Raw genomic sequence first — 22,133 nt, 5'->3', positions numbered from 1 at the left:
CAGCCTTCTACTGGACTACTCGAAGCGACTCAAAGAACGTAGATTGGCGAGCCAGTACCGTGCTGCTTTGTGTTTTTATCATTAGGCAGTATAAGGAAGATATTACCAGCATTTCGACCGATTAATGCAGTACCAGAATAAACAGTTTGTATTGCCTCCTTCAAAGAAAATTCTTATGTAACTTTACACAGATGCAATAGTGAAAAAAATTCTTTTAGTTATACATCAAAAAACATCAGATTCCGGACTTGTTGGGCAAATTCTCCGCAGCAACGGTTATGAACTTGATATTCGTTGTCCCAGCATCGGAGAGGAACTACCACGCACGATGGACAGCCACGAAGCTGTTGTCATATTTGGTGGGCAGATGAGCGCAAACGATAGCGAAACCCTACCATTTATTCGTAGAGAACTGGATTGGATACCGACTGTTCTCTCTTCTGGTAAGCCTTTTTTCGGAATTTGTTTGGGCGCTCAGTTATTGGCGCGTGTACTTGGTGCATCCGTTGCACCTCATCCAGAGGGCATGACTGAAATCGGCTATTTTTCAGTCGAGCCAGCAGACGCAGCACAAGAACCTTTTGACTCCCTTAGATATGTTTATCACTGGCACCTTGAGGGATTTGGACTGCCAACAGGAGCAGTTAAGTTAGCTAAAGGTGAGATTTTTGAAACACAAGCTTTTCGTTATGGAGATAATGCTTACGGCGTACAGTTCCATCCTGAAATAACCAAAAAAATGCTCAGAAAATGGACTACCCTTGGCGCTCATATGCTGACACTTCCAGGCGCACAGTCTCGCGAAGAACAAATACAAAAGCAATTACTTTATGGCAGCGAATGTGAAAATTGGCTAAAGGGTTTTCTTCCCTTCTGGCTGCAAACGACAAAATCAAAAGTGTGACTACTTTTACTCTGGTTCCCAGTCAGAGCCTGGAAACCAGAGATGATAGAGAGCTGCTATTTGGGCATCAAACTGGCGAAGCAATCTTGCAGTAACTCCCGATTCAGCGAGTTATACTTGGTTTGCCCTTCTTTTCGGGTTTGGATTAACCCAGCTTCCAGCAGTGTCTTAGAGTGATGACAAAATAGAGCCAGACTAATCCCTAACTGATTGGCTATCTCTGAACCGCTCTTTTCCCCACACTCGCCGCAAAGAGCTAACATCTCCACCATCCGCAAGCGCGTTGGGTCAGCGAGAGCCGCAAAGATTTTCGCTCGACGTTCTATGTCCCCTTGTGCAACTCGATACACCGAGGGCGATTGAACGCTATCGTTGTTATTCATAATTTCTATTTTATGTCTAAAAATAGTTAAATAACTACTTGACTACTATAGAAGATTGCTCTAGTATTTAGTTAAATGGTTGTTTAACTACTAAACCAGTCGATTCGCCTCACGTTGCGCTCCAGCCTGAAGGAGGCTGAAAATCATGTCAGAGAACTCTAAGTATGTCATCTTGACAGAAGATAACTTTGAAAACGAAGTTGTTGCTAGTTCAGTTCCGGTTGTTGTGGATTTCTGGGCTGCTTGGTGTGGGCCTTGTCGAATGCTCAATCCTTTGATTGAAGAATTAGCTGCCAATTTTGAAGGAGTTGCTAAGGTCGGCAAGTTGAATATTGATGAGTACGGGCAACTTGCTAATCAATACAAAATTCAAGCTGTTCCAACTGTTTTGTTTTTCAAAGATGGTCAAGTTGTGGATCAAGTAGTTGGGGTAGCGCCTCTGGCGGTGTTTGCTGCCAAAGTCAACGATTTACTTCCACAGAATAACTCAACAATAGAGCAAGCTGCTTAAATTAGTCAGTTTCTATATCGGTGATTTCAGCCAGCGAAAGTATTGTACTAGCTGGTTGAAGTTCCTGATACTTTAATGTCGTTGCAATGGAGATTCTATCTATGAGTGCTAATGTCAATCTTTTCTCACCTGTTCAGTTGGGTTCCTTAGAACTTCCTAATAGAATTGTGATGGCTCCGTTAACTCGGATGCGTGCTGGTGAAGGAAATGTTCCCAGAGCAATGAATGTTACTTATTATGAACAACGGGCATCGGCGGGGTTAATTATTGCTGAGGCAACTCAAGTATCGCCGCAAGGACAGGGATATGCCAATACTCCAGGGATTCATTCGCAAGAACAAGTGGCTGGGTGGCAATTGATAACGGATGCAGTTCATGGGCGTGGCGGGCGGATTTTTCTACAACTGTGGCACGTTGGGCGCATTTCTCACCCGTCACTGCAACCGGGGGGAGAATTGCCAGTAGCACCAAGCGCGATCGCTCCCGCCGGAGAAGCTATGACTAATGAGGGGCCAAAACCCTTTGTAACTCCTCGCGCCCTCTTAACTCAAGAGATTCCGGGGATTGTCGAACAATACCGCCAAGGGGCTGAAAATGCTTTGGCGGCGGGATTTGATGGTGTGGAAATTCACAGCGCTAACGGTTATTTACTTGACCAGTTTCTTCAGGATGGCACGAATAAACGCACCGATGAGTATGGGGGTTCAATTGAGAACCGCGCCCGACTTTTGATGGAAGTAACTGAAGCGGTGGTAAGTGTTTGGGGTGGAGAACGGGTAGGAATTCGCCTTTCTCCCAGTGGTACTTTTAACAGTATGTCTGACTCAAATCCAGCAGCTTTGTTCAGCTATGTAGCTTCTGCACTTAACCGTTTTGGTTTGGCTTACTTGCACATTGTGGAGCCGAGACTTGATGGCAATACTACGCTCGAAGTCAATACAGGCGGCTTGTCTGTGGGATACTTCCGCCCCATCTTCAAGGGAATGCTGATTGCGGCGGGAGGATATGACCGCGAGTTGGGGAATGCTGTCTTGGCTTCTGGTGATGCGGATTTGGTGGCATACGGTAGGCTGTATATTGCGAATCCTGATTTGCCTGAGCGTTTTGCAGCTAATGCTCCACTCAATAAGCCGGATCGCGACACGTTTTATGGTGGAGATGAGAAGGGATATATTGACTATCCCAGTCTGGAATTACAAACTGTGTAAATCTCTCGTTCCCAGTCTCTGACTGGGAACGAGGAAGGGTTACATTAAGCCGCTAAAATTGTCTTCAAACCGCGCACTAATCGCTCAATACCTTCTGCTGCTGTCTCTTGTTGCAATGCACCGTAGGCGACGCGCAAGTAACACCCGTCCTCCATACCAAAGGTTGTACCGGGAATGACAGCTACACCATGTTCGCGGATTAGTCTTTCTACCAGCTCCATTGCGTGCAGATTAGCATGAATTTTCAACAGAAAATAGAATGCTCCGTCTGCGGGGGGAACTGTACAAATATCTTGTATGCCACCAAGTTTTTCTAGTAGGAGTTGACGCACGGATGCGATCGCGCTAATTTTTTCCTGACAGTAAGCAACTCCTGTTTGCAATGCTCCTAATGCTGCATACTGCGAGATGACTGGCGGACAAATTAGAATCGTATCTTGGACTTTCTTTACCGACACCAGCAGATGTTCTGGAATTACCATATATCCGATACGCCAAGAAGCAAAACCGTAGGCTTTTGAGAGGGTATAAAGTGAAATTGTATAATCGGTATTAGCATAAATTGAGCCTGGAGAAAAGTGTTTTACGTTATTGTAGGTAAAATATTCATAGGCTTCATCGCTAATATGATAAATTGCGCGATCGCGACATATTTGATTAACTTGGCGCAAGGCTTCTGGCGAGTAGACTGCGCCTGTGGGATTATTAGGTGAAATCGTGACGACAGCACGGGTTTTATTTGTAATTGCAGATGTGATCGCATCTGGACGCAGCTGATAATTTTCGTCAGTAGCAACGAGTACCGGACGGCAACTCGACATGGTAATTGCCATTTCGTGATTGAAATAATAAGGCGTTTGGATAATAATTTCGTCCCCTGGAGAAGTGATGGCAAGAATCGCATTCATAAATGCCATGTTGCTTCCAGCAGAGACAACAATGCAATTTTTTCTGTTATCGATATTATTCTCGGCTTTCAGTTTTTCCGCAATTACATCTAGCAAAGGTGGAATACCTTCTACTGCTTTGTACTTGTGATTTTCTGGTTCGGCTAGAAATTGCGAAATCTGTGAAATTGCCTCTTTTGGCGGATTGTAATATACCACGCCTTGACCCAAGGAAATCGTCCCCGGATGGTTGCGGATTAGTTCTCCGACGACGGGAATTATTGGCGATTGTACCGCCTGCATACGATAATTTAAGGTTGACATTAAGGAATGGATTGGTAGCTAGGGGCTGGGAACAAAAACAGGGCTGGGAATAGGTGATTAGGGATTAGGGTAGGGCGAGAAGCCAGGGTTATATTCTTCTCTTCCCCAGTCCCTAGTCCCCAATCCCCAGTCCCTCATCCTGAAGAAAGCACTGCTTCTATAAATTGCTGCATTCGTTCATAATGCGCCCCTTTCCAATAAATCTGGCTGCATTCAGTACAGCGATGAAATTCATTAATTTGCAAGGCGGTATTGGGTGGTAATTGATCAATGATGGTTTCCTTAGCTACGGGTTTTAATAATCCATTGCAACGCAGACATCTTTGCAATGGCAAAACTCGTTCAAATAAGTTAAAGCGTCGCAGGACTTCCACAATTTGTCGCTCTGGGTTAGTTTCTCTGACATAATATCCATATATTACTAGACTACGCATTAATAGACCTTTATCGCGAGTCAAGAGAATTCGTTCTTCAGCAGATGAAATTTTGGCTAATTCTTCGTCGTCGTAATCATTGCGGTAAAGGGCATCAAACCCTAACATTCGTAAAGATGTTGCCAGCTTACCTAAATGTATATCTAAAACAAAGCGAAAAACATTTAGCGGTTGAGGTCGCACGAGAGAGATTATTGCTGCGTTTTCATTGGCAGCGGAAACCGGATAGACTTGGATGCGATCGCTATCAGCTAAAATATATGAAAAATCTACAGATTTCCCATTAACTAAAATCAAGTCAACTTCCGGATGGGGTACACCTAGAGATTCAATCGTGTCCTTAATCGATGCTCGTTCTTCAAAGAGATGAGTAATTATTACTTGCCTTCTTTTAGGCGGCAAGAAATCATTCAGTTCTGCATAAAAGCGAAAATCTGCTTTAGCCATATTGAGAAATTAATCAACTTGTGTTACTCTCAATTTTTTTTTATAATAATCCTTAAAGGAACTATATTTTTTTATTTCTAGCGTTTCGTTACAAGAGAAACTTGGCGGATGCTATAGCGGTTCTCGAACTCATGAGGTACAGAATCTCACACTATCTATTTGATACAAGAGAAGAGAAAAAAATACCTGTGCCTCACTAGTATGAGAATTGCTATATACCAGGAAAATATTAAGATTTTCTTGGATTTACTACCCTCAATTATCTTTTCCTCCTGCCTCTTTTAATGGTGAAAACGCCAGCATTGCAATTCCTGCCATGAACGCGCCCTCAAACTAATACCAATAGCAATGCTTAATAACGTATCCATAATACTCAAATTCAGTCATTAGATAGGGTTGCTGTTGCCAAATCAGCTTCAATTAACTTGGCACCACTTAAGTTAGCACCACTCAGGTTAGTTCCACTCAAATCAGCACCTCTTAAGTCTGCCAATTCTAGATTTGCTCCCCTTAAATCGGCTTCGCTGAGATTAGCCTCACTCAAGAAAGCTTTACTCAAATTTGCCCCTCTTAAATCTGCTAGCCGCAGGTTAGCTTTAGCCAGGTTTGTTCTAGCCAAGTTAGCTGTACGCAGGTTGGCTTCGGTCAAGTTGGCTTCAATCAAATCTGCATCACTTAAGTTTGCTTTACTTAAATTGGCTCCACACAGGTTTGCTAAACTCAGTTTTGCCCAGCTCAGGTTAACTTCACTAAGTAAACACTCACCAAGCCTAGCGCACCTCAAGTTAGCATTGATAAAATGCCTTTCTCCTGCTGCATAACGTCGCCTTAAGTCATCAGCACTTAATCTGCTTGTCAGGGCGATTTTGGCACCATTGTAACACCATCGCGCCCCTAACAATTCAGCAGCCGTATTAACCGCTATTTCATCATTTTTAGTTACTAAAATACCATTACAACCATCCCAATGACCGCCAATTATAAAGGCAATGTCTTGGGCAGCAAATGAGGAGTCAAATAAGAGAACATCTTGCTTGTTCCGGGCTTCAAAACTATTGAAGTTATTTGGGAAATTTAATATTTTTTGGATTAAGTTTTTCATACCCTACTTTTCCTCACGGTCGTTGAAGTAAAAACGCTTGACGGCTAAAGGCAATGGCGAACAAACCCGATTAGCCTGCCGGCTATATTTGCCTTAAAATAAGCTTTGAATAGCCTAGCAAACGCAAACATATTTAGACATCAATCAACAGGCGTATTTATCTCCGGAAATAAGCCGGGGAGAGGGTTTCTTTCCAATTGCTGCCTCCGTTGTTATCCCAATTGTTCCCATCAGTGAAAGCAAAATTTAAAGTGGTTCCACTCAGTGGTATAGCAATTGTGGTTTCCCAAAAGCCATCATTTCGCTTAAGCATCGGCTTGTCAGTGACACTTTGCCAATTGTCGTGTCCCCAGTGTAAATTTAACTGTTTAGAACTCGCCAAAAAACCTTTGTAGTAAATTGTTAAAGCTTTCCCTGGTTGCACAAAAAAATGGTTATAATCAACCGTTTTATCCTCATGCGGCTTGTATAAATTGCTCACATAGCGCTGATAAACAATCTCCGGCATATCCATTATTTTGCCAGTATAATTCGATGCCAACAGCGTGATGTATTCCCCCATCGACCAGGAAAGCGGTGTCATTGATTTAGTTGGAGTTCCTGGCGTAAAACCAGAGGGCGCGTTTAAATCCCACACTTGCTCAGAAATCATGTAAGAACTGTTAGCAAATGCACGCATTGTTGCCAAATAAGAGTCAGCATTTCCACCGTTGGCAATGACAAAATGACCGCGTTCTCCCGTAAAAATAGGCCACAAACGCCCGATACCAGCACCAGTATAATCAGCGCCAGTTGATGTTTCACCATAACCATCATGATTGTAGCGAAACCATCCGTCTCCTTTCCCGGGAATTGTTTGTTTAATTATCGAGTCAATTGCAGCAATCGAAGATAGGATATAAGGATTATTTCCCGGTTTTACCCCATGACGCACCAGTTCTAAAAAACTGCTATCAACGATAGAACGTTCATCATAAGAACCGCCTCCGTTGCTTATATTCAAAATGTGTCCGTCGTTGGGATTCCCGTTATCATCAATCCGTTGAAAATATTTGCCATTCCCGATAGAACCGCTAGTCGTGAACGTCCAATTTTCTACCATGCCTTGCCAGTAATCTGCTTTCGCGAGATAGTTAGTTTGGCTAGTTGTATCACCGTTGACTTTAGCAATGTCTGCGGCACAGACTAAAGCTGCAATTTCAGATGCAATGGTTCCTGGTGAGTAACCTGCATTTTCTTCCCAACGCTCTTGTTGCGTCCACGGCCCATTTTTTACAATATAGTCAGCAGCAGGTTTGATATTATTTATATAAGTTGTTGCATCGTTACGACCGAGTTTCCAAGCCAAAATAATTGGAAACGCTGTCTCGTCCATTTGAATTCCTGTCCAATAAGGCGTACCATCTACAAAAGCATTCTGAAGAAAATGTCCGTCGGGTTGTTGCATGGTAGTTAACAACCAGCCGAGGGCTTTGGAAGCAGTAGCCGAGTCACCCGCTACCATTAAGGCACTAGCTGTTTTATATAAGTCACGAGGCCAAATTAGATGGTAGCCGCCTTGCATTTCGATGCCTAGGGGATTGCAGATTGAGTAGTTAGAATTACCCCAAGGATTGCCTAAACCGGCAACCATAGCACCAGAGGTTTTGTCAGTAGCTGCCTTTAGTGCCATTGCAGCCACGTAATATTGAGTATCAGCAGTGCCGCCAAAGTTGTTTAAATTATTGGTGTAGTTGTTCCATTGTGCGTTGTAAGTGAACAGCATATTAGGAACATTATCGTTCAGAGTTTCTGCTGCCACTTTTGGTAGTGGTAAATATGTAGTGAAAAAATTACTACATAGATAGCGACGCATTATAATGATGGATAAAATACCATATAGCCCCAATGTGATTTTCGGTAGTGGTATAGAAGTAGTGATAAATCTACTTTTACCCCCTACTGTACAAGGCTTTGAGCATTAAATATCACTACCTGTTTACCACTACCGTTTTAGTTTATATATTTACCTTTTCACTACATATTTACCACCACCCCACTTTTTTAGCGTTGGTTTCGTTGTTGCCAAAGCCGAGAACTAAGTTAAAGGTGACTGATTTCTGGTTGGCATAAGGACTTAAATCAAACATCGCCATTTGGGCAATGTTTCCATTAGTTGCTGATTTATAAGTCCAGTCCATCCTATTATCAATTTTACCACCTTTTAAGTCTTGCCAGCCGTCGCTCTGTCCGACGAAGCCAGAGGATATCATGCCTTTTTGGAAATTTAAAGAGCTTGCTAGTGCTGATGCCATACCATTAGTAGAATTTTTAGCAATCAGCATCCCAATACCGTTGTAGCTGGTGTTGTAACCTGTTGTAGATTTTCCATCGTTGCCAATTGCTGGATGGTACAACGTATAAAGTTTGAAGTTATCTAACGTTCCCCTCAAAGCAGTGAAAGTCACCTGCTGAATTAATGTATTTCGGTTGGGGTCGGTGAATATTGTTTTTTGTATTTGATATTTGCCATTTTTGGCTTTGTTGGTGATATTCCAAGAAAGCGATCGCGTATTATTTAGATTAACCTGGCTGGTAGTATCCTGCTTCTCTTCATCAACCCAAGTTTTAGCAGCATCCCCCACTAAAAACTGCCAGTCTACCGTAGCCGCCTTATCAACAGAAGGGTAAAATACCTCACCAATAATGCCATTAAAACCAGTGAACCACACTTGGCTAGTAGTATTTTCGCCAGTACCAAGAAAAGTAAGGGTTGAAGGCGACCAAATGGGACAAGCACCCGGATAACCAAAAGCTTCATCTTGAGTAATAGCAACCGAAAACAAAACTTTAGTTAATATAACCAAAATCATCAACACAATGACTATGATGGCCCTTACAAACCAATTAAATTTCTTCAAAGGCTTTCTCGCACCAGACAACAGATGTGATTTAATTTTACACTTTTATAAACAATTAGATGCTAGGGCAGAAAGTCTGTCTAAGAACGAAAAAATATTTCACAATCTATTTAAGATTGCTATATATAGCAATTCAAGGGTTGGGTGCGATACATAATGTAGGGACATGGCAATGCCATGTCTCTATGTCCCTAGCAAGGTGGGGAGAACGTCTGAACCGGGATATATTCCACCCAACTGAGAAACGCTATATACTAATCTTTATTAAATCAAAAAGTCTAATGTGACAACACCGGAGGCTTAGCAATAGAGAAACCCCGACGTGTTTGCCTATACTCAGCCAACTGCACTTGAAAGCTTACCGTATCCATCATTTCACCGCTTTTAGCTTGCAAAGTCCACTTACCAGGACGAAGCTGCCAAAATAGAGAATTGGACGACTGCGTAGCTAACTTCTCCCCATTCAACCACCACTCTACAGGCTGCGTAGGCATTGCCGCCAGCCTAAACTCCAACCGTTGCGTTCCTCTTCCCTCTGCGCCTCGGCGGTTCGTTTCTTCACCTGGATGCAACAGGAAAAAATCGCCATTGTGAGGAGACAAAATCTTCAGACTACTAGAAGTAAAACTCGGTTGATCCTGTCTTGCCAACCACTCATCATACTCTGAAGGCAAGTTAAAAGTGTGTGACTGACGCTCATAATTGCTAATATCTTCTGTAAACAAATATTCTTGTACTACCGAGGGACAATCTGGTGTAGGCTTCAACCCAGAAATTGCACAGATAGGACGTTGCACGAGGTTTTCTGGAAGCGGAAAAGCGGCGGGTTCTTGATGCGAGTGCAGGTGTAACATAATTCGATTCCATAGAGGTGCTGCACCTGTCACTCCAGAAACTTGTCGCATCGGTTCGCCATTGAAATTGCCTACCCAAGTTGCAACAGTATAATCGGTAGTAAAACCCACAGTCCAAGTATCTCTAAAATCGGAAGAAGTACCAGTTTTAACTGCGGCTGGAAACGGTAAAGCTAGTACAGATTCTACACCAAAAGCTGTAGCACGAGCATAGCGATCGCTTAATATATCAGTAATTAATTCCCATTCCGATTTTCGGTTTTGAAATCCCCCCTTTTGCAGATTGGCAGTTTGATAAAATGTAGTTACAAGGGGTGTCGCTTCTCCAAGTCTTGCTAAGGTGACATAAGCCCTCGCCAACTCCCATAGGCTAACTTCACCGCTACCTAAAATTAATCCCAAACCGTAATATTCTGGCGAGTGAGTTAAATGCTCAAATCCCAATTGATGCAGACGATTAAGAAAATTTTGTACGCCTACCTTTTCTAACACCCGCACCGCTGGAACATTTAGAGAATTTGCCAAAGCTAGGCGCACCCGCACTGGACCTAGAAAGGTTTCATCGTAATCGGTAGGACTATACAGTTTTGCGCCGGGAATGGCGTAATGAGTCGGCACATCAGCTAAAATTGTATTAGGGCGAATAGTACGATTTTCTAAAGCTAATTCATATAGAAAAGGTTTGAGAGTTGAACCCGGTTGACGCAATGCCTGAACTCCATCGTTGCGTCCCAATGATTGTTCATTAAAATAATCGGGAGAACCGACATAAGCCAAAACTTCTCCAGTGTGGTTGTTAATAACCAAAGCAGCCGCATGATGAACATTATTTGGGGTGAGGGTGCGAATTACCTGCTGAACTTGGGCTTCCACAAATTGCTGTAAGGGACGGTCTATAGTGGTGCGAATTTGAGAAGAATTATGCTTAGGTAATTGACTGGCTGCCCAGAATAAAAAGTGAGGTGCGGCAATAATTCCCTGCTGCCGAGGTGCTAGGGAAATTTCTTCTTTATATGCTCGTTCTGCTTGATTACGTGTGATATAATTGTCTTGAACCATGCGATTTAAGACATAAATTTGCCGTTTCTTTAAGCGTTTCCAATGGTCGTAGGGATTGAAGTAAGTGGGATTATTAGGAACGGCTGCGAGAAGACTAGCTTGGGCAAGATTAAGATCGCTTGCAGGAATATCGAAATAGTTGCGGGAAGCAGCTTCTAAACCATAAATATTTCCTCCCATTGGCAGGCGATTGATGTAAGCAGCGAGAATTTCATCTTTATTCATGCCAGCTGCTAGTCGCCAAGATAGCCAAATTTCCTGCATTTTGCCCGGCAAAGTGCGGGGAACAGGATCTAACATCCGGGCTAGTTGCATAGTAATAGTGGAAGCACCGGACGTAATTCTTTTGCTGTGAATTGCATCTTTAAGCGATCGCGCTACAGCCTTCAGATCCAACGCCCCGTGATGATAAAATCGTTTATCCTCGGCAGCTAAAATAGCGTTGATAAACTGGGGTGAAACTCGATTCAGCGGCACAACAGCAGTATGCTCTTGATCGCGAGTGAGTAACGTGCCGAGAGCAAGTCCATTGCGATCGCTAAATTCTATTGCTTGCGTGTCCTGGGCAATATCTTTGGCGCGAACAGGTGCCAGATAAGGAAGCGATCGCACTGTCAAACACAGCAACACTAAAGCTAACAATACGCGAAATTTCTTGTTTATACGCCAAATCAACCAATTTTTGGGTTGTCTCATCACATAACCCCACTAGGGAAGAAGACTTACCATTACTTCATTGTGGCGATCGCCTTTACCGGATGAGGGTGTTTTTAGGGGAAGTGCGATCGCATCTTCCCTCTAAGCGCTTGAAACTGGCAGATAGTAAGCTTCCACCTCAAGACAATGATGGGTAATTCTTCCTAATCACCCAATAGAGTCCACCAATCGGGTGAAGAAAGTACCCTTAAACCGCCGTAGTTTTGTAGTAATACAAGTAACTCATCTATAAAAAGATACGGTAGCCATTATGAAGATTGTTCTACACACTTATGGTTCCCTAGGCGACCTGCATCCTTATATAGCGATCGCCCTAGAATTAAAGGCACGCGGGCATCAAGCAGTAATTGCCACAGCTGGGTTCTACCGTAACAAAATCGAAGCGGCTGGTCTTGAGTTCCACCCAGTCCGTCCCGATTTTCCCACAGACGTTGAACAGCAACGAGAACTTGTGCGTCTGATCATGGACAAGCAAAACGGCACAGAATACGTCTTTCGCCAAGCAATCTTACCCTATGTCCAAGAAACTTATGCGGATCTGATGTCGGCAGTGCGCGGTGCTGACCTGTTGGTGACGCACCCCCTCAGCTTCGCAGGAACGCTTGTTGTTGAGAAAACAGGAATTTGTTGGGTTTCCAGCGTACTGTCTCCAATGTCGTTCCTCTCCGCCTACGATCCGCCAGTGGTAGCGACTTTACCCAGTTGGCTGAATCTACGCATACTTGGCCCTGGGTTTAATGGAGCACTCATCCGCCTCGCCAAAAATCGTTTCAGCTCGTGGGATGAACCCCTGCGACAATTACGGGCGCAGCTTGGTTTATCTCCCCTTGCCGATTCTATGTTTGAAGGGATGAACTCCCCCAACTTAGTGCTGGCTTTATTTTCAGAAGCTCTCGCAACTCCTCAACCCGACTGGCCAAAACAGACTTGCATTACCGGATTTACTTTCTACGATCGCAATGGCAATACTGGTCTATCTCCGGAACTGTCGTCATTTTTGGATGCGGGAGATCCGCCAATTGTCTTTACTTTGGGAAGTTCCGCCGTGTGGGTTGCTGACAAGTTTTACCTCGAAAGTGCCAAAGCTGCCTTAAAGTTAGGCTATCGGGCTGTATTGCTGGTTGGCAACAATAACCCCTCCCTGCCAAAAGAGTTGCAATCTAAAGATATTGGTGTTTTTGACTACGCTCCTTACTCGGAACTGTTTCATCGGGCTGCTGCTATTGTGCATCAAGGAGGCGTGGGCACAACCGCACAGGTGTTGCATTCCGGTCGCCCGATGTTGGTGGTACCCTTTAGTAACGACCAACCAGACAATGCAGCACGTATTACTCGTTTAGGAGTCGGACGGACTATCGATCGCGATCGCTATACAGCTTCCCGTGCGGCTAAGGAACTCGATCGCCTGTTGCGCGAACCTCGCTACCAGGCTAAAGCCGCAGAAGTTGGCACTAAGGTACAGGCAGAAAATGGAGTCAAGGTTGCCTGCGATGCAATTGAAGCACAATTGAAAAAAGACAAGAACGCTACGCTTCATAGTGCGTCCGCGTCGCCTGTTTAACTATTTTGTGGAGAGTGCGATCGCGCCTTTCAAAGATTGGAGCGATTTTTGATGGACGCGATCGCGAAGCGCCGACCTGTCGGTTCGCACCTTTGCATCAAGAAAATTTGCCAAAACCTTAATGACTCAACAAGGAGATGAAATTCTATAGTTTTATATTATAATATGTATAATTACTATCCAATTAAGAGGTGATAGTATGCATACTCTAAAGATTCGACGGATTGGCAATTCGGGAGCAACATGGTCTAAAACAGTATTGCAGGCACTGAATGTCAGTAGACATCTCCAGAAATTACATTTCAAACTTAGCAGCACAAGGGTTTCAGATTCATGTTTTGAGAGGTCTAGTCAGGGAGACAGCAGTTTCCTGACAGAAACTCCAAATGGAGTTCAAATTACTGCGTATGATCCTGATTTTGAAGCAGCAATGCAGGCTTTTGCAGAAACCCGCAAAAACTACAGCAATGCCTTTCGTGAATTAGCTAAATGAAGGAACCCGAATGGGTGCCTGAGACAGCAGTAAGCGCCATTCATGAAGAGCTAATTGCAGAACATGGCGGTAAGGCTGGATTGAGAGATTCGGGCTTACTTTCAGCGAGTCTAGCCAGACCTCGGCACTTATTCTCTTACAGTGAAAATGCAACTCTGTTTGATCTGGCAGCAGCCTACGGCTACGGTCTGGCAAAAAATCATAGTTTCGTCGATGGCAACAAGCGAATCGCTCTTGCTGTCATCGACGTTTTTTTACGGTTGAATGGCTATAAATTAGTAGCACCAGAACCAGAAGCAGTAGTAATGATGAACTATCTAGTGGAAGGAGTGGAGGATCAAGATACCCTAGCCGTTTGGATTGCTGAAAACTCTCAAAAATTCTAAGTTGTATTATAAAGATGCTACCCCCACTGAACGATATTTAGTAAACTCTCTTGCAGTTAACAACCAGAAATGGTATATTTGTAATAATCCTACGATAAATACAAATATTAATATATATTTAGAACCTGCTAGCAATTTTAGCCAGCAGATGCTTTATAGTAAGAATTTTTTCTTGTATAGTTAAACTCCCTTTACTTAAGTAAAGGGAGTTTAACTATACAAGAGTAGGCAAGGTGGTCTACCCACCTTACTATTGAGGTTGGCATTGCCCACCTAAAGAGTATCGGGGTCTATTCCCTTTTGTCTTAACTTGGCAATTAGAGAATTAAGTTGTTGTTCTGCTTGTTCAGCTTGTTCTTCAGGAGTGGAAAAGCGATTTCCCTCAGAGTCGTACCAGTACAACCAGTCCCGCGCCCATCCCTCATAAGTGCCTCGTCCCCGTCCAATTCCCAAACCAATTTCAGGCATCCACACAGGTTCACCAGAGCAACGCACATACTGACCATCAACTAAGCGATACGCCTCGAAGGGTTCATGCTTGTCACGACGATTGTATTCAGGGTTGTAAACTACGTAGTACAACACGCCTAAGCTTGCATATTTTATCGGCTTCTCATCGTATTCTCCACCGTAAGTTTGCGAGACAACTTCTAATGCCAAAATCGGGGCAATGTAGTTTTCTTCCCACAAAACATAACTTAAACGTCCCCTGGCACTCTTACGCCGTTCTACCCCCAAGCTGAGAAAGCCATCAGGCACGATAGGAGTTTGACGAACTCTATCTGTCATGTAGTAGATACCCATGTTTACCCCAAAAAACCAATCCGTTCGCTCTTGCCAGATGAAAGCTAAAATTGCTCTCAGCAAGTTGGGAACTAGATTTTGCAGTTCATTGTCCACAGGAGTATCGTCAGAATCAGGTAGTTCTGTTGAGGATGGCAGATAAGGTAATGGGTCATACTGTACCATGATGGCTTTCCCCTAGACTTACTGTTTGGATCTTAGCTAAGCGAGAGTAGTATCAATCTCCCATAAAGTAAAGATTTTAGTCTTTAATTGTTAAGCTCCCCGGAAGGCTGACAGATTGAGATGTAGAAGATTGATTAATAAGTCAGTCGGCAGTTGTCATGCAAAATATCGGCATTTTTAGAACTTGGACGCAGTTTTTATTCGTCCTCATACTTACATTAGGCATGGCTGGATGCGGCGTGATTAATCTCTCTGGAAATGAGCCACTTCCAGCCGTTCCATCTTTACCCACTCCGCAATTACCAGATTGGATTGAGCAAATTAGTCCGACTGGGGAAGCTGAACCTCTAAGCCAAATCTTGATCCGGTTTAAAGAGGCTGTAATTCCAGTTGAGAGTCTTGATAGTCCAAATCAGCAGGAAAAACTGCAAAAATTTGAAATTATACCGCCTTTGCCTGGGCAATTTCGATTTTTGACACCGCGAATGGTGGGATTTCAGGCAGATAAAGCACTGCCAAAAGCAACGCGAGTCAGAGTCACCCTCAAGGCAGGTTTAGGGGATCTAAAAAATCATCGTCTGGATAAAGATGTGGCTTGGACTTTCAATACTGAAACAATTAAACTAACTAATTTACCTAACACTAATAGTGAAAATCCTGATAATCAAGCCATTGATTTAAAGCCAACCCTGAGATTTAACTCAAATGTGGAATTGGATCTTGCTTCAATACAAGAACATTCGCAGCTAATTCCCGAAGGGAAGAATAAGGGCGTGCGGCTCAAAGTTGACTTGGAAAAAGATGCAACTCCAGCGGATAATGAGCAGCCGCAGGATAAATTTGACCCTTCAAATCACACCTGGAGGTATACTTTAGTACCGCAACAAACTCTCTTAAAGGCAACTCGTTACCGCTTACAGTTTTCTCCCGGTTTGCGTCCGGCGCGTGGTAATTTGCTTACTGAAATGCCAATTGCCAGTAAAGTAGCAACCTACTCGCCGCTGAAATTTCAAAAAATCCAATATTACGGACAGTCGGATGCCGGCGGAACCTATGGGCGGTTTGTGAAAGGTAGCCCACAACTGCAATTTAATAACGGCATTGTTGCAGATTCAGCTATAGAGAATATTACCATAAATCCTGCGTTAAAACAAGCTCCTAAACTGGTTCAATCGGCAGATGGGGATAGTTTGGTTAGTCTCAATCCTTGGGCTTTGGAACCTGCTACGAATTATACAATTACCATTGGTGCCATCAAAGATAAGTTCGGGCAAACCTTGGATAAACCAGTGACGCTGAAATACGAAACAGGCGATGTTGCTGGGGATATTTGGGTGCCTTCCAGTTTGAATATTTTTCCCGCAGGTAAAGATTTACAACTGAATATTTCTACAACAAATTTACCCGAATCGAAGTATAAAGCAGCTTATCGAGTAGTTCAACCAACAGATTTGGTTTATAGCGATTCTGCTTATCCGAGAGGAGAGGGAAACGATTTATTGCCTAATCCCAATTCTTGGCAAAGCTTCAAGGTATCGGGTAAGAAAAATCAGTCTATTGATGTTACTGTTCCTTTGCGAGAAAAATTGGGTAACGCCACGGGAATGTTAGCTTATGGCGTTCAGGCGCGAACTAATCGCTACTTAGAAAATAATAAGCAGCAATGGCGCGAACCGATTAATTATGGAATGGTGCAATTAACTAATTTGGGTGTATTTACACAGTGGTTTCCAGAGTCTGGTTTAGTCAGAGTGCATCATCTTTCTGATGGTTCTCCTGTAGTAGCTGCACGCCTTGAGATTTATGAATCAAAGTTGGAAGCAAAATCTCGTCCTCAACCTACGCCTTGTGCAACTGGCCAAACCGATCAAAATGGTACGCTGTTGTTAAATCGTCAGAATTTGCAGCAGTGTTTGGGCGGAAATTCTGGCTTTGAGAAAGCCCCGAACTTGTTAGTAATTGCTCGTGAAAATCAAGATTGGGCATTTACCCGGACAGAGGAATATAGCGGTGCTTATGGCTATGGTGTTGATTCTGGCTGGGATGATGGTAAGCCACAATCGCGGGGGGTAATTTTCTCAGATAGACAGCTTTATAAACTTGGGGAAAAGGCGGCATTTACTGGTTTTGCTTACTATTTAGAAAATGGCAGTATCAAGCAGGACAAAAATGCTATTTACAAAGTAACGGTGTTAAATCCAGATGGTAAAAAGACAGATTTAGGCACTCAAAGCACAAATGAGTTTGGTACATTTTCCCTAGAATTGCCGTTGCGAAATAATCAGCCTCTCGGCTATTATTCAATTCAAGCTAAAGGTAAAAGTGGTAGGGAAATTTCTGGCAACTTTCGGGTTGCTGAATTCAAACCGCCCAATTTTAAGGTTGAGCTAAATTTAGACAAAGAATTTGCTATAGGTGAGCAACAAGTTGAAGCGAAAGCTGCTAGCAATTATTTGTTTGGTTCCCCTGTGGAAGGAGGGAAAGCTCAATATTATGTCACCAGGTCGCAAACTGATTTTACCCCGAAAGGGTGGGAGCAATTTTCCTTTGGGCGACAGTGGTTTTGGCCGGAGGAAACTCCTACTCTCGCCAGCGATGTGCTGCAATCAAATCAGGTGTTAGATGGTGGCGGGAAGAGTAGTCAAATTGTCAAAATTGCTAAGGATTTGCCTTACCCGATGATTTATCGGGTGGATGTGCAAGTTGCGGATGTTTCTAATCTGTCTGTCTCTGATTCTAAAACGTTTACGGTATTGCCGAGCGCTCGCTTAATCGGACTTTCCAGCAATTTCGTTGCTGATGCTCTTCAACCTTTCCCCGTCCAGGTTATCGTCACCGATGCTACCGGAAAAGCGATCGCAGGTCAACAGGTGCGCGTCCAACTGCAACAGATAAAGTACAGCAGCGTCACGCGAGTAGTGGAAGGCAGCAATACTGCTAAAAATCAGGTTGAATATAAGACGGTAGGAGAAGTAGAGGTAAAATCGGGAAGTAGTCCTCAATCTGTCTCGCTGACTCCGACAGAATCCGGTTCTTATCGGATTCGCGCCAACTTTGCTGATTCTAAAGACGAAGTAACCGCCACAGATTTACAGATTTGGGCAACTGGCGACAACGCGGTAAACTGGGGAGAAAGAGAAAACGATCGCGTAGAAGTAAAACTCGACAAAGACACTTACAAACCCGGTGAAATTGCCACAGCCTTAATCCAGTCTCCCTATCCGGAAGCAGAATTATACTTTGCAGTTGTCCGCGACAAACCTCTTTATAAAACCATTACCAAAGTTAAAGGTGGTGCGCCGCAAATTAAATTCCAAGTGACACCAGAAATGCTGCCGAATGCAGCAGTAGAGGCTGTCTTGGTTCGACAAGGCGCTAATATAAACCAGGTGGATTTGGGAAATCTGAAAAACCTGATGCGAATTGGTTTTGCACCTTTCAAAACCAACTTAGACGACAAGTATTTAAAAATTGTCGAGACGGTGAATGCACCATCTTTACAACCCGGTGCAGAACAAACAGTACAACTAGAATTGAAGGATGCTACCGGAAACCCAGTAAAAGGACAATTTACTGTGATGGCGGTGAATGAGGCGGTGTTGCAATTGAGTGGATACCGTCCGCCGGATTTGGTAAAAACTGTTTATGCAGAGCAGTCTATTTCTACTCGCTTCAGCGATAATCGTCAGAATGTAGTAGTACAACCCAATCAATTAGCTAAACCCAAAGGCTGGGGTTATGGCGGGGGACAATCAGCAGGCGCAGCAAGTACGCGCATCCGCAAAGATTTCCAAGCTTTAGCTTACTACAATAGCGTCGTCTCAGATGAAAGTGGACGAGCTAGCGTGACTTTTAAGTTACCAGATGACTTGACGACTTGGCGGGTGATGGCTGTTGCTACTGATGGAAATTTGCGCTTTGGGAACGCTGAGACGACGTTTATCACAACTAAACCCCTGCTGTCTAATCCTATATTGCCGCAGTTTGCGCGTCCAGGCGATCGCTTGGAAGTTGGTTTATCTGTCACTAACAACACCCAACAAACAGGAAATTTGGCGATTAACGGTGTTGTCGGCGGTTCCTTACAGTTTGCAGACAATCATCGGGGGATACAAACCACAGCAGAATCTGGAACTCGCGCCTATCGCTTTCCTATAGTTGCAGGTAGTGCAGGCGAATCTCAAGTGAAGTTTACCACGCAGTTGAACGGTATATCTGATGCTTTTGAAGTGCCTTTGGAAGTGAAGCCGTTAGAAATTACTGAACAGGTTGTAGAGTCGGGAACGCTCCCCCCTAACCCCCCTTCAACAAGGGGAGGAGAGGTGAAGATTCCTGTGAATGTTGATAAAAATGTTGTTCCTGATGCGGGAGGTTTGGAGATTTCCCTAGCTAGTACGCTGATACCGGAAATTACCGCACCAGCGAAACAAGTTTTGCAGGATGAACAATTACCTTTCTTGGAACCTGCGGCGAGTCAGTTAGCGATCGCATCCAACTTGCAAACGCTTTCTCAAAAATACGGTCAAACCTTTGCACAGTTCAACCCAACGCAACAAGCGAACCAATCTCTAGAACGCTTGCAAAAACTCCAGCAACCAGATGGTGGATTCGCCGCTTGGCCTGGTCAAGAGAAGTCCGATCCGTTACTATCTCCTTACGCAGCTCAAGCTTTAGCCAGAGCATCGAAAGCGGGACTAGCGGTAGAACCGAGAATGGTATCTCGCTTAACGACTTACTTGAAGAAAATTCTCGCAGATCCCGGTCAATATGATTTTTGTAAGCAACAACTCTGCAAGAATCAGGTGCGACTAGAAGCACTCTCTGCTTTGGCGGAACTGGGAGAAAAGCGCAATGACTTCCTTGCAGACATCTACGCACAGCGCAGTCAATTCGATCCGGTTACGCAGATTAAGCTGGCGCGTTACCTGTTTCAGTTCCCAGAGTGGCAAGAAGAATCTCAAACTCTGTCGAAACAATTCCAGCAGAATATTTATCAAACGGGTCGCACTGCTACGGTAAATTTACCCCAAGGTTTATCTTGGATCAACTCGCCAACAACAGCTCAAGCTCAAGCTTTGCGGCTAGCGTTAACGCAAAAGAGTAATCCAGAAATCCTAGATCGGTTGTTGCAAAGTCTCCTCGCACTGCGACGAAACGGCACTTGGCAGAATACCTACGACAACGCTCAAGCACTCACCGCTTTGGTGGAATATAGTCAGACGCAGCCAACACCGCCGAACTTTGCCGCAACGGTGAAACTCGCTGGCAAGAAATTGACATCGGCACAATTTAAGGGATACACCAACCCCAGCCAGGATCTTACGGTACCGATGAACCAGTTGCCGAGCGATCGCCACGATCTGATTGTGCAAAAATCCGGTCAAGGCACGCTACACTACCTAGTTGCTTATCGCTATCGCTTACAGGGAAATCAACCGGGAAGATTTAACGGCTTACGGGTGACGCGAGAAATTCGTCGGGTTAGCCAAGAAAAAGTCTTGCAAAAACAGGGTCTTTATGCTAAGGATGAGCCGTTGACTGTGGAAGCGGGACAGGTGTTTGATATTGGTTTGGAGATTATCGCCGATCGTCCTGTGGATCGGGTTGTGATTACCGATCATCTCCCGGCGGGGTTTGAGGCGGTGGATGCCAGTTTCCAGACTAGCGGTGTCAACGTGCGATCGCAGTCCGATAACTTTGGCTTCAAGACAATTTATAGTGATCGCATTGTCGCTTATAGCGATCGCCTTGAACCTGGAGTTTACAGCCTGCACTACCTCGTCCGTTCCGTCACCCCAGGCACCTTCCTCTGGCCCGGTGCAGAAGTTCATCTGCAATATGCTCCCGAAGAGTTTGGACGCACTGCTTCTTCTACATTGAAGGTGTCACAACCGAAGTAACAACGCAAAAGCAACGTGTAGAGACGTTGCTTTTGCCTATTTTTGCCTTTTGCCTTTTGGTTTGGTTGCGATCGCCCATAGCCGTGCAAATATTATGATTATTTGCCACAACGGCAATTATTGCGATATCAAGACCTAAGTATATTCAATAAGCAACATGGCTGGAAAACCCGTAAATAGTAGTGCAGGTGGTTGTCTGGTTGTCCTTTTGCCTATTGCCTTTGGAATTGCCTTTCTGTTTGTAGCATGGCCTGTGCTGTTAGCACTGCTGTTGCTGGGAATTATTTTGAGGCTTTGGCAAAACTATCAATGGCAAAAGTGGAGTCAGCAAGTAAATCCTTTTTTTCATCAGCTGATCCAAGAAACCCAAGGGCGCGTTACCGCACTTGACTTGGCAATGAAAGCAAATCTGCCTGCATCAGCAGCGCAACGGTACTTAGAGACAAAATCTCAGGAATTCGGCGCTCGCGCCCTTGACTATCAAGACCAAGGCACAGTTTATTACTTTGTTACCGCTAGAACTCTAGGCACCATATTTGACGATAGCGAAGAGTACAGTCTAGGTGATGATACCGATGATGAGTCCTCAGAAGACGAAACAACCTCACTAGATGAGCAGCCAAGCACACGCTTACAAGACAAACAACCGACTGAAAAACAAACAAGCTCTAAAGGTATCATCCAATCCGAACTGGCAAGGCGGCTTGATGTTCATTCCAGCACTGTTTACAAACGCAGAAGTGAGCCATACTTTTCAGATTGGAGCAAGAGCCGAGATCCAGAAGGAATTGCCTGGAAATACTCCTCCAAAAGTAGGCTGTTTTTTCCCATAGAATCGTAGCCGAAAGAAAATAAATCACCCACAAAGAAGAAGGTAAAAATGCTTAGTTTTGCCTTCTTCACTTCCAGAAACAGCCTAGGTATTATTTTGCCTGCAAAATATGATAATAATAATAACTTTGATATTTTGCCTTGTCTTCACACGAGCAATCGTAGCTTCATACAAACAACATATCAATCCTGTAAAAGATTGAGAATAGTTAAGAAATAACAAGAATATTAAAAATTAATAAAAATAGTAAAATATTAGTTAT

General features: G+C 44.0%; 17 protein-coding genes. 9 read left to right on the top strand and 8 right to left on the bottom strand.

Translation table 11 applies throughout. The features are described from left to right. Nucleotides 1-199: 199 nt before the first annotated feature. On the top strand, nucleotides 200-904 hold the full coding sequence (locus H6F63_RS27180) for a glutamine amidotransferase (RefSeq protein ID WP_190640417.1): 705 nt from the start codon (nucleotides 200-202) through the stop codon (nucleotides 902-904). Between the two features lie 56 nt (nucleotides 905-960). On the opposite strand, the gene H6F63_RS27175 is transcribed toward H6F63_RS27180, so the two are convergent. Further along, the gene (locus H6F63_RS27175; RefSeq protein ID WP_190640416.1) at nucleotides 961-1,287 is read right to left on the bottom strand and encodes a metalloregulator ArsR/SmtB family transcription factor; all 327 of its coding nucleotides are present in this window, start codon (nucleotides 1,285-1,287) and stop codon (nucleotides 961-963) included. A 145-nt stretch (nucleotides 1,288-1,432) separates the two neighbouring features. Here H6F63_RS27175 and trxA point away from each other — a divergent pair, with 145 nt between their 5' ends. Continuing rightward, nucleotides 1,433-1,798: a thioredoxin gene (gene trxA / locus H6F63_RS27170; protein ID WP_190428120.1), complete on the top strand. Its 366-nt coding sequence runs from the start codon at nucleotides 1,433-1,435 to the stop codon at nucleotides 1,796-1,798. Nucleotides 1,799-1,899: 101 nt separating this feature from the next. Further along, nucleotides 1,900-3,006, top strand: coding sequence for an alkene reductase (locus H6F63_RS27165; RefSeq protein WP_190640415.1), 1,107 nt, complete (start codon nucleotides 1,900-1,902; stop codon nucleotides 3,004-3,006). 44 nt (nucleotides 3,007-3,050) lie between these two features. Here the strand turns inward: H6F63_RS27165 and H6F63_RS27160 are convergent, their stop codons facing one another. The 6 genes from H6F63_RS27160 to pbpC all read right to left on the bottom strand — a co-directional run bounded on the left by H6F63_RS27160 (nucleotide 3,051) and on the right by pbpC (nucleotide 11,709). Continuing rightward, on the bottom strand, nucleotides 3,051-4,217 hold the full coding sequence (locus H6F63_RS27160; protein WP_190640414.1) for a pyridoxal phosphate-dependent aminotransferase: 1,167 nt from the start codon (nucleotides 4,215-4,217) through the stop codon (nucleotides 3,051-3,053). Nucleotides 4,218-4,351: 134 nt separating this feature from the next. After that, nucleotides 4,352-5,098, bottom strand: a complete 747-nt coding sequence (locus H6F63_RS27155; RefSeq protein WP_190640413.1) for a Mut7-C RNAse domain-containing protein — start codon at nucleotides 5,096-5,098, stop codon at nucleotides 4,352-4,354. Nucleotides 5,099-5,477: 379 nt separating this feature from the next. After that, nucleotides 5,478-6,200, bottom strand: coding sequence for a pentapeptide repeat-containing protein (locus H6F63_RS27150; RefSeq protein WP_190640412.1), 723 nt, complete (start codon nucleotides 6,198-6,200; stop codon nucleotides 5,478-5,480). A gap of 157 nt (nucleotides 6,201-6,357) precedes the next feature. Beyond that, nucleotides 6,358-8,001 carry a glycoside hydrolase family 15 protein gene (locus tag H6F63_RS27145; protein ID WP_190640411.1) on the bottom strand — a complete coding sequence of 548 codons (1,644 nt, stop codon included), beginning with the start codon at nucleotides 7,999-8,001 and terminating at the stop codon, nucleotides 6,358-6,360. A gap of 223 nt (nucleotides 8,002-8,224) precedes the next feature. Beyond that, nucleotides 8,225-9,052 carry a hypothetical protein gene (locus H6F63_RS27140; RefSeq protein ID WP_190640410.1) on the bottom strand — a complete coding sequence of 276 codons (828 nt, stop codon included), beginning with the start codon at nucleotides 9,050-9,052 and terminating at the stop codon, nucleotides 8,225-8,227. 326 nt (nucleotides 9,053-9,378) lie between these two features. After that, nucleotides 9,379-11,709, bottom strand: a complete 2,331-nt coding sequence (pbpC, locus tag H6F63_RS27135; RefSeq protein ID WP_190640409.1) for a penicillin-binding protein 1C — start codon at nucleotides 11,707-11,709, stop codon at nucleotides 9,379-9,381. Between pbpC and H6F63_RS27130 the strand changes: the two genes are divergently transcribed. From H6F63_RS27130 to H6F63_RS27115, 4 genes are all read left to right on the top strand, one after another. Continuing rightward, on the top strand, nucleotides 11,601-11,867 hold the full coding sequence (locus H6F63_RS27130) for a hypothetical protein (protein ID WP_190640453.1): 267 nt from the start codon (nucleotides 11,601-11,603) through the stop codon (nucleotides 11,865-11,867). The genes pbpC and H6F63_RS27130 overlap by 109 nt on opposite strands. A 113-nt stretch (nucleotides 11,868-11,980) precedes the next feature. Beyond that, entirely contained in the window at nucleotides 11,981-13,291 is a 1,311-nt protein-coding gene (locus H6F63_RS27125; protein ID WP_190640408.1) for a glycosyltransferase, read from the top strand. A 199-nt stretch (nucleotides 13,292-13,490) separates the two neighbouring features. Further along, nucleotides 13,491-13,784 carry an AbrB/MazE/SpoVT family DNA-binding domain-containing protein gene (locus H6F63_RS27120; RefSeq protein WP_190419249.1) on the top strand — a complete coding sequence of 98 codons (294 nt, stop codon included), beginning with the start codon at nucleotides 13,491-13,493 and terminating at the stop codon, nucleotides 13,782-13,784. Beyond that, nucleotides 13,781-14,170 carry a type II toxin-antitoxin system death-on-curing family toxin gene (locus tag H6F63_RS27115; protein WP_190640407.1) on the top strand — a complete coding sequence of 130 codons (390 nt, stop codon included), beginning with the start codon at nucleotides 13,781-13,783 and terminating at the stop codon, nucleotides 14,168-14,170. Before H6F63_RS27120 ends, H6F63_RS27115 begins: the two co-directional genes overlap by 4 nt. A gap of 273 nt (nucleotides 14,171-14,443) precedes the next feature. Here the strand turns inward: H6F63_RS27115 and H6F63_RS27110 are convergent, their stop codons facing one another. Further along, nucleotides 14,444-15,139, bottom strand: coding sequence for a Uma2 family endonuclease (locus H6F63_RS27110; protein WP_190640406.1), 696 nt, complete (start codon nucleotides 15,137-15,139; stop codon nucleotides 14,444-14,446). 158 nt (nucleotides 15,140-15,297) lie between these two features. Between H6F63_RS27110 and H6F63_RS27105 the strand changes: the two genes are divergently transcribed. Further along, the gene (locus tag H6F63_RS27105; protein WP_190640405.1) at nucleotides 15,298-21,039 is read left to right on the top strand and encodes an alpha-2-macroglobulin; all 5,742 of its coding nucleotides are present in this window, start codon (nucleotides 15,298-15,300) and stop codon (nucleotides 21,037-21,039) included. 157 nt (nucleotides 21,040-21,196) lie between these two features. Next, nucleotides 21,197-21,880 (top strand): hypothetical protein, encoded by a 684-nt coding sequence (locus H6F63_RS27100; protein WP_190640404.1) that lies wholly within the window; start codon nucleotides 21,197-21,199, stop codon nucleotides 21,878-21,880. The last annotated feature ends 253 nt before the right edge of the window (nucleotides 21,881-22,133 follow it).

The sequence above is a fragment of the Trichocoleus sp. FACHB-40 genome, from assembly GCF_014695915.1.
GTDB classification, from domain to species: Bacteria; Cyanobacteriota; Cyanobacteriia; order Cyanobacteriales; family FACHB-T130; genus Funiculus; species Funiculus sociatus.
The sequence above is the reverse complement of the archived record's forward strand: the minus strand, read 5'-3'. Positions and strand labels throughout refer to the sequence as shown.

Coding starts and splice junctions, on each gene's coding strand:
- H6F63_RS27175 (WP_190640416.1), bottom strand. CDS start 1,287: ATGAATAACAACGATAGCGTTCAATCGCCCTCGGTGTATCGAGTTGCA.
- trxA (WP_190428120.1), top strand. CDS start 1,433: ATGTCAGAGAACTCTAAGTATGTCATCTTGACAGAAGATAACTTTGAA.
- H6F63_RS27165 (WP_190640415.1), top strand. CDS start 1,900: ATGAGTGCTAATGTCAATCTTTTCTCACCTGTTCAGTTGGGTTCCTTA.
- H6F63_RS27160 (WP_190640414.1), bottom strand. CDS start 4,217: ATGTCAACCTTAAATTATCGTATGCAGGCGGTACAATCGCCAATAATT.
- H6F63_RS27155 (WP_190640413.1), bottom strand. CDS start 5,098: ATGGCTAAAGCAGATTTTCGCTTTTATGCAGAACTGAATGATTTCTTG.
- H6F63_RS27150 (WP_190640412.1), bottom strand. CDS start 6,200: ATGAAAAACTTAATCCAAAAAATATTAAATTTCCCAAATAACTTCAAT.
- H6F63_RS27140 (WP_190640410.1), bottom strand. CDS start 9,052: ATGATTTTGGTTATATTAACTAAAGTTTTGTTTTCGGTTGCTATTACT.
- pbpC (WP_190640409.1), bottom strand. CDS start 11,709: ATGAGACAACCCAAAAATTGGTTGATTTGGCGTATAAACAAGAAATTT.
- H6F63_RS27125 (WP_190640408.1), top strand. CDS start 11,981: ATGAAGATTGTTCTACACACTTATGGTTCCCTAGGCGACCTGCATCCT.
- H6F63_RS27120 (WP_190419249.1), top strand. CDS start 13,491: ATGCATACTCTAAAGATTCGACGGATTGGCAATTCGGGAGCAACATGG.
- H6F63_RS27115 (WP_190640407.1), top strand. CDS start 13,781: ATGAAGGAACCCGAATGGGTGCCTGAGACAGCAGTAAGCGCCATTCAT.
- H6F63_RS27110 (WP_190640406.1), bottom strand. CDS start 15,139: ATGGTACAGTATGACCCATTACCTTATCTGCCATCCTCAACAGAACTA.
- H6F63_RS27105 (WP_190640405.1), top strand. CDS start 15,298: ATGCAAAATATCGGCATTTTTAGAACTTGGACGCAGTTTTTATTCGTC.
- H6F63_RS27100 (WP_190640404.1), top strand. CDS start 21,197: ATGGCTGGAAAACCCGTAAATAGTAGTGCAGGTGGTTGTCTGGTTGTC.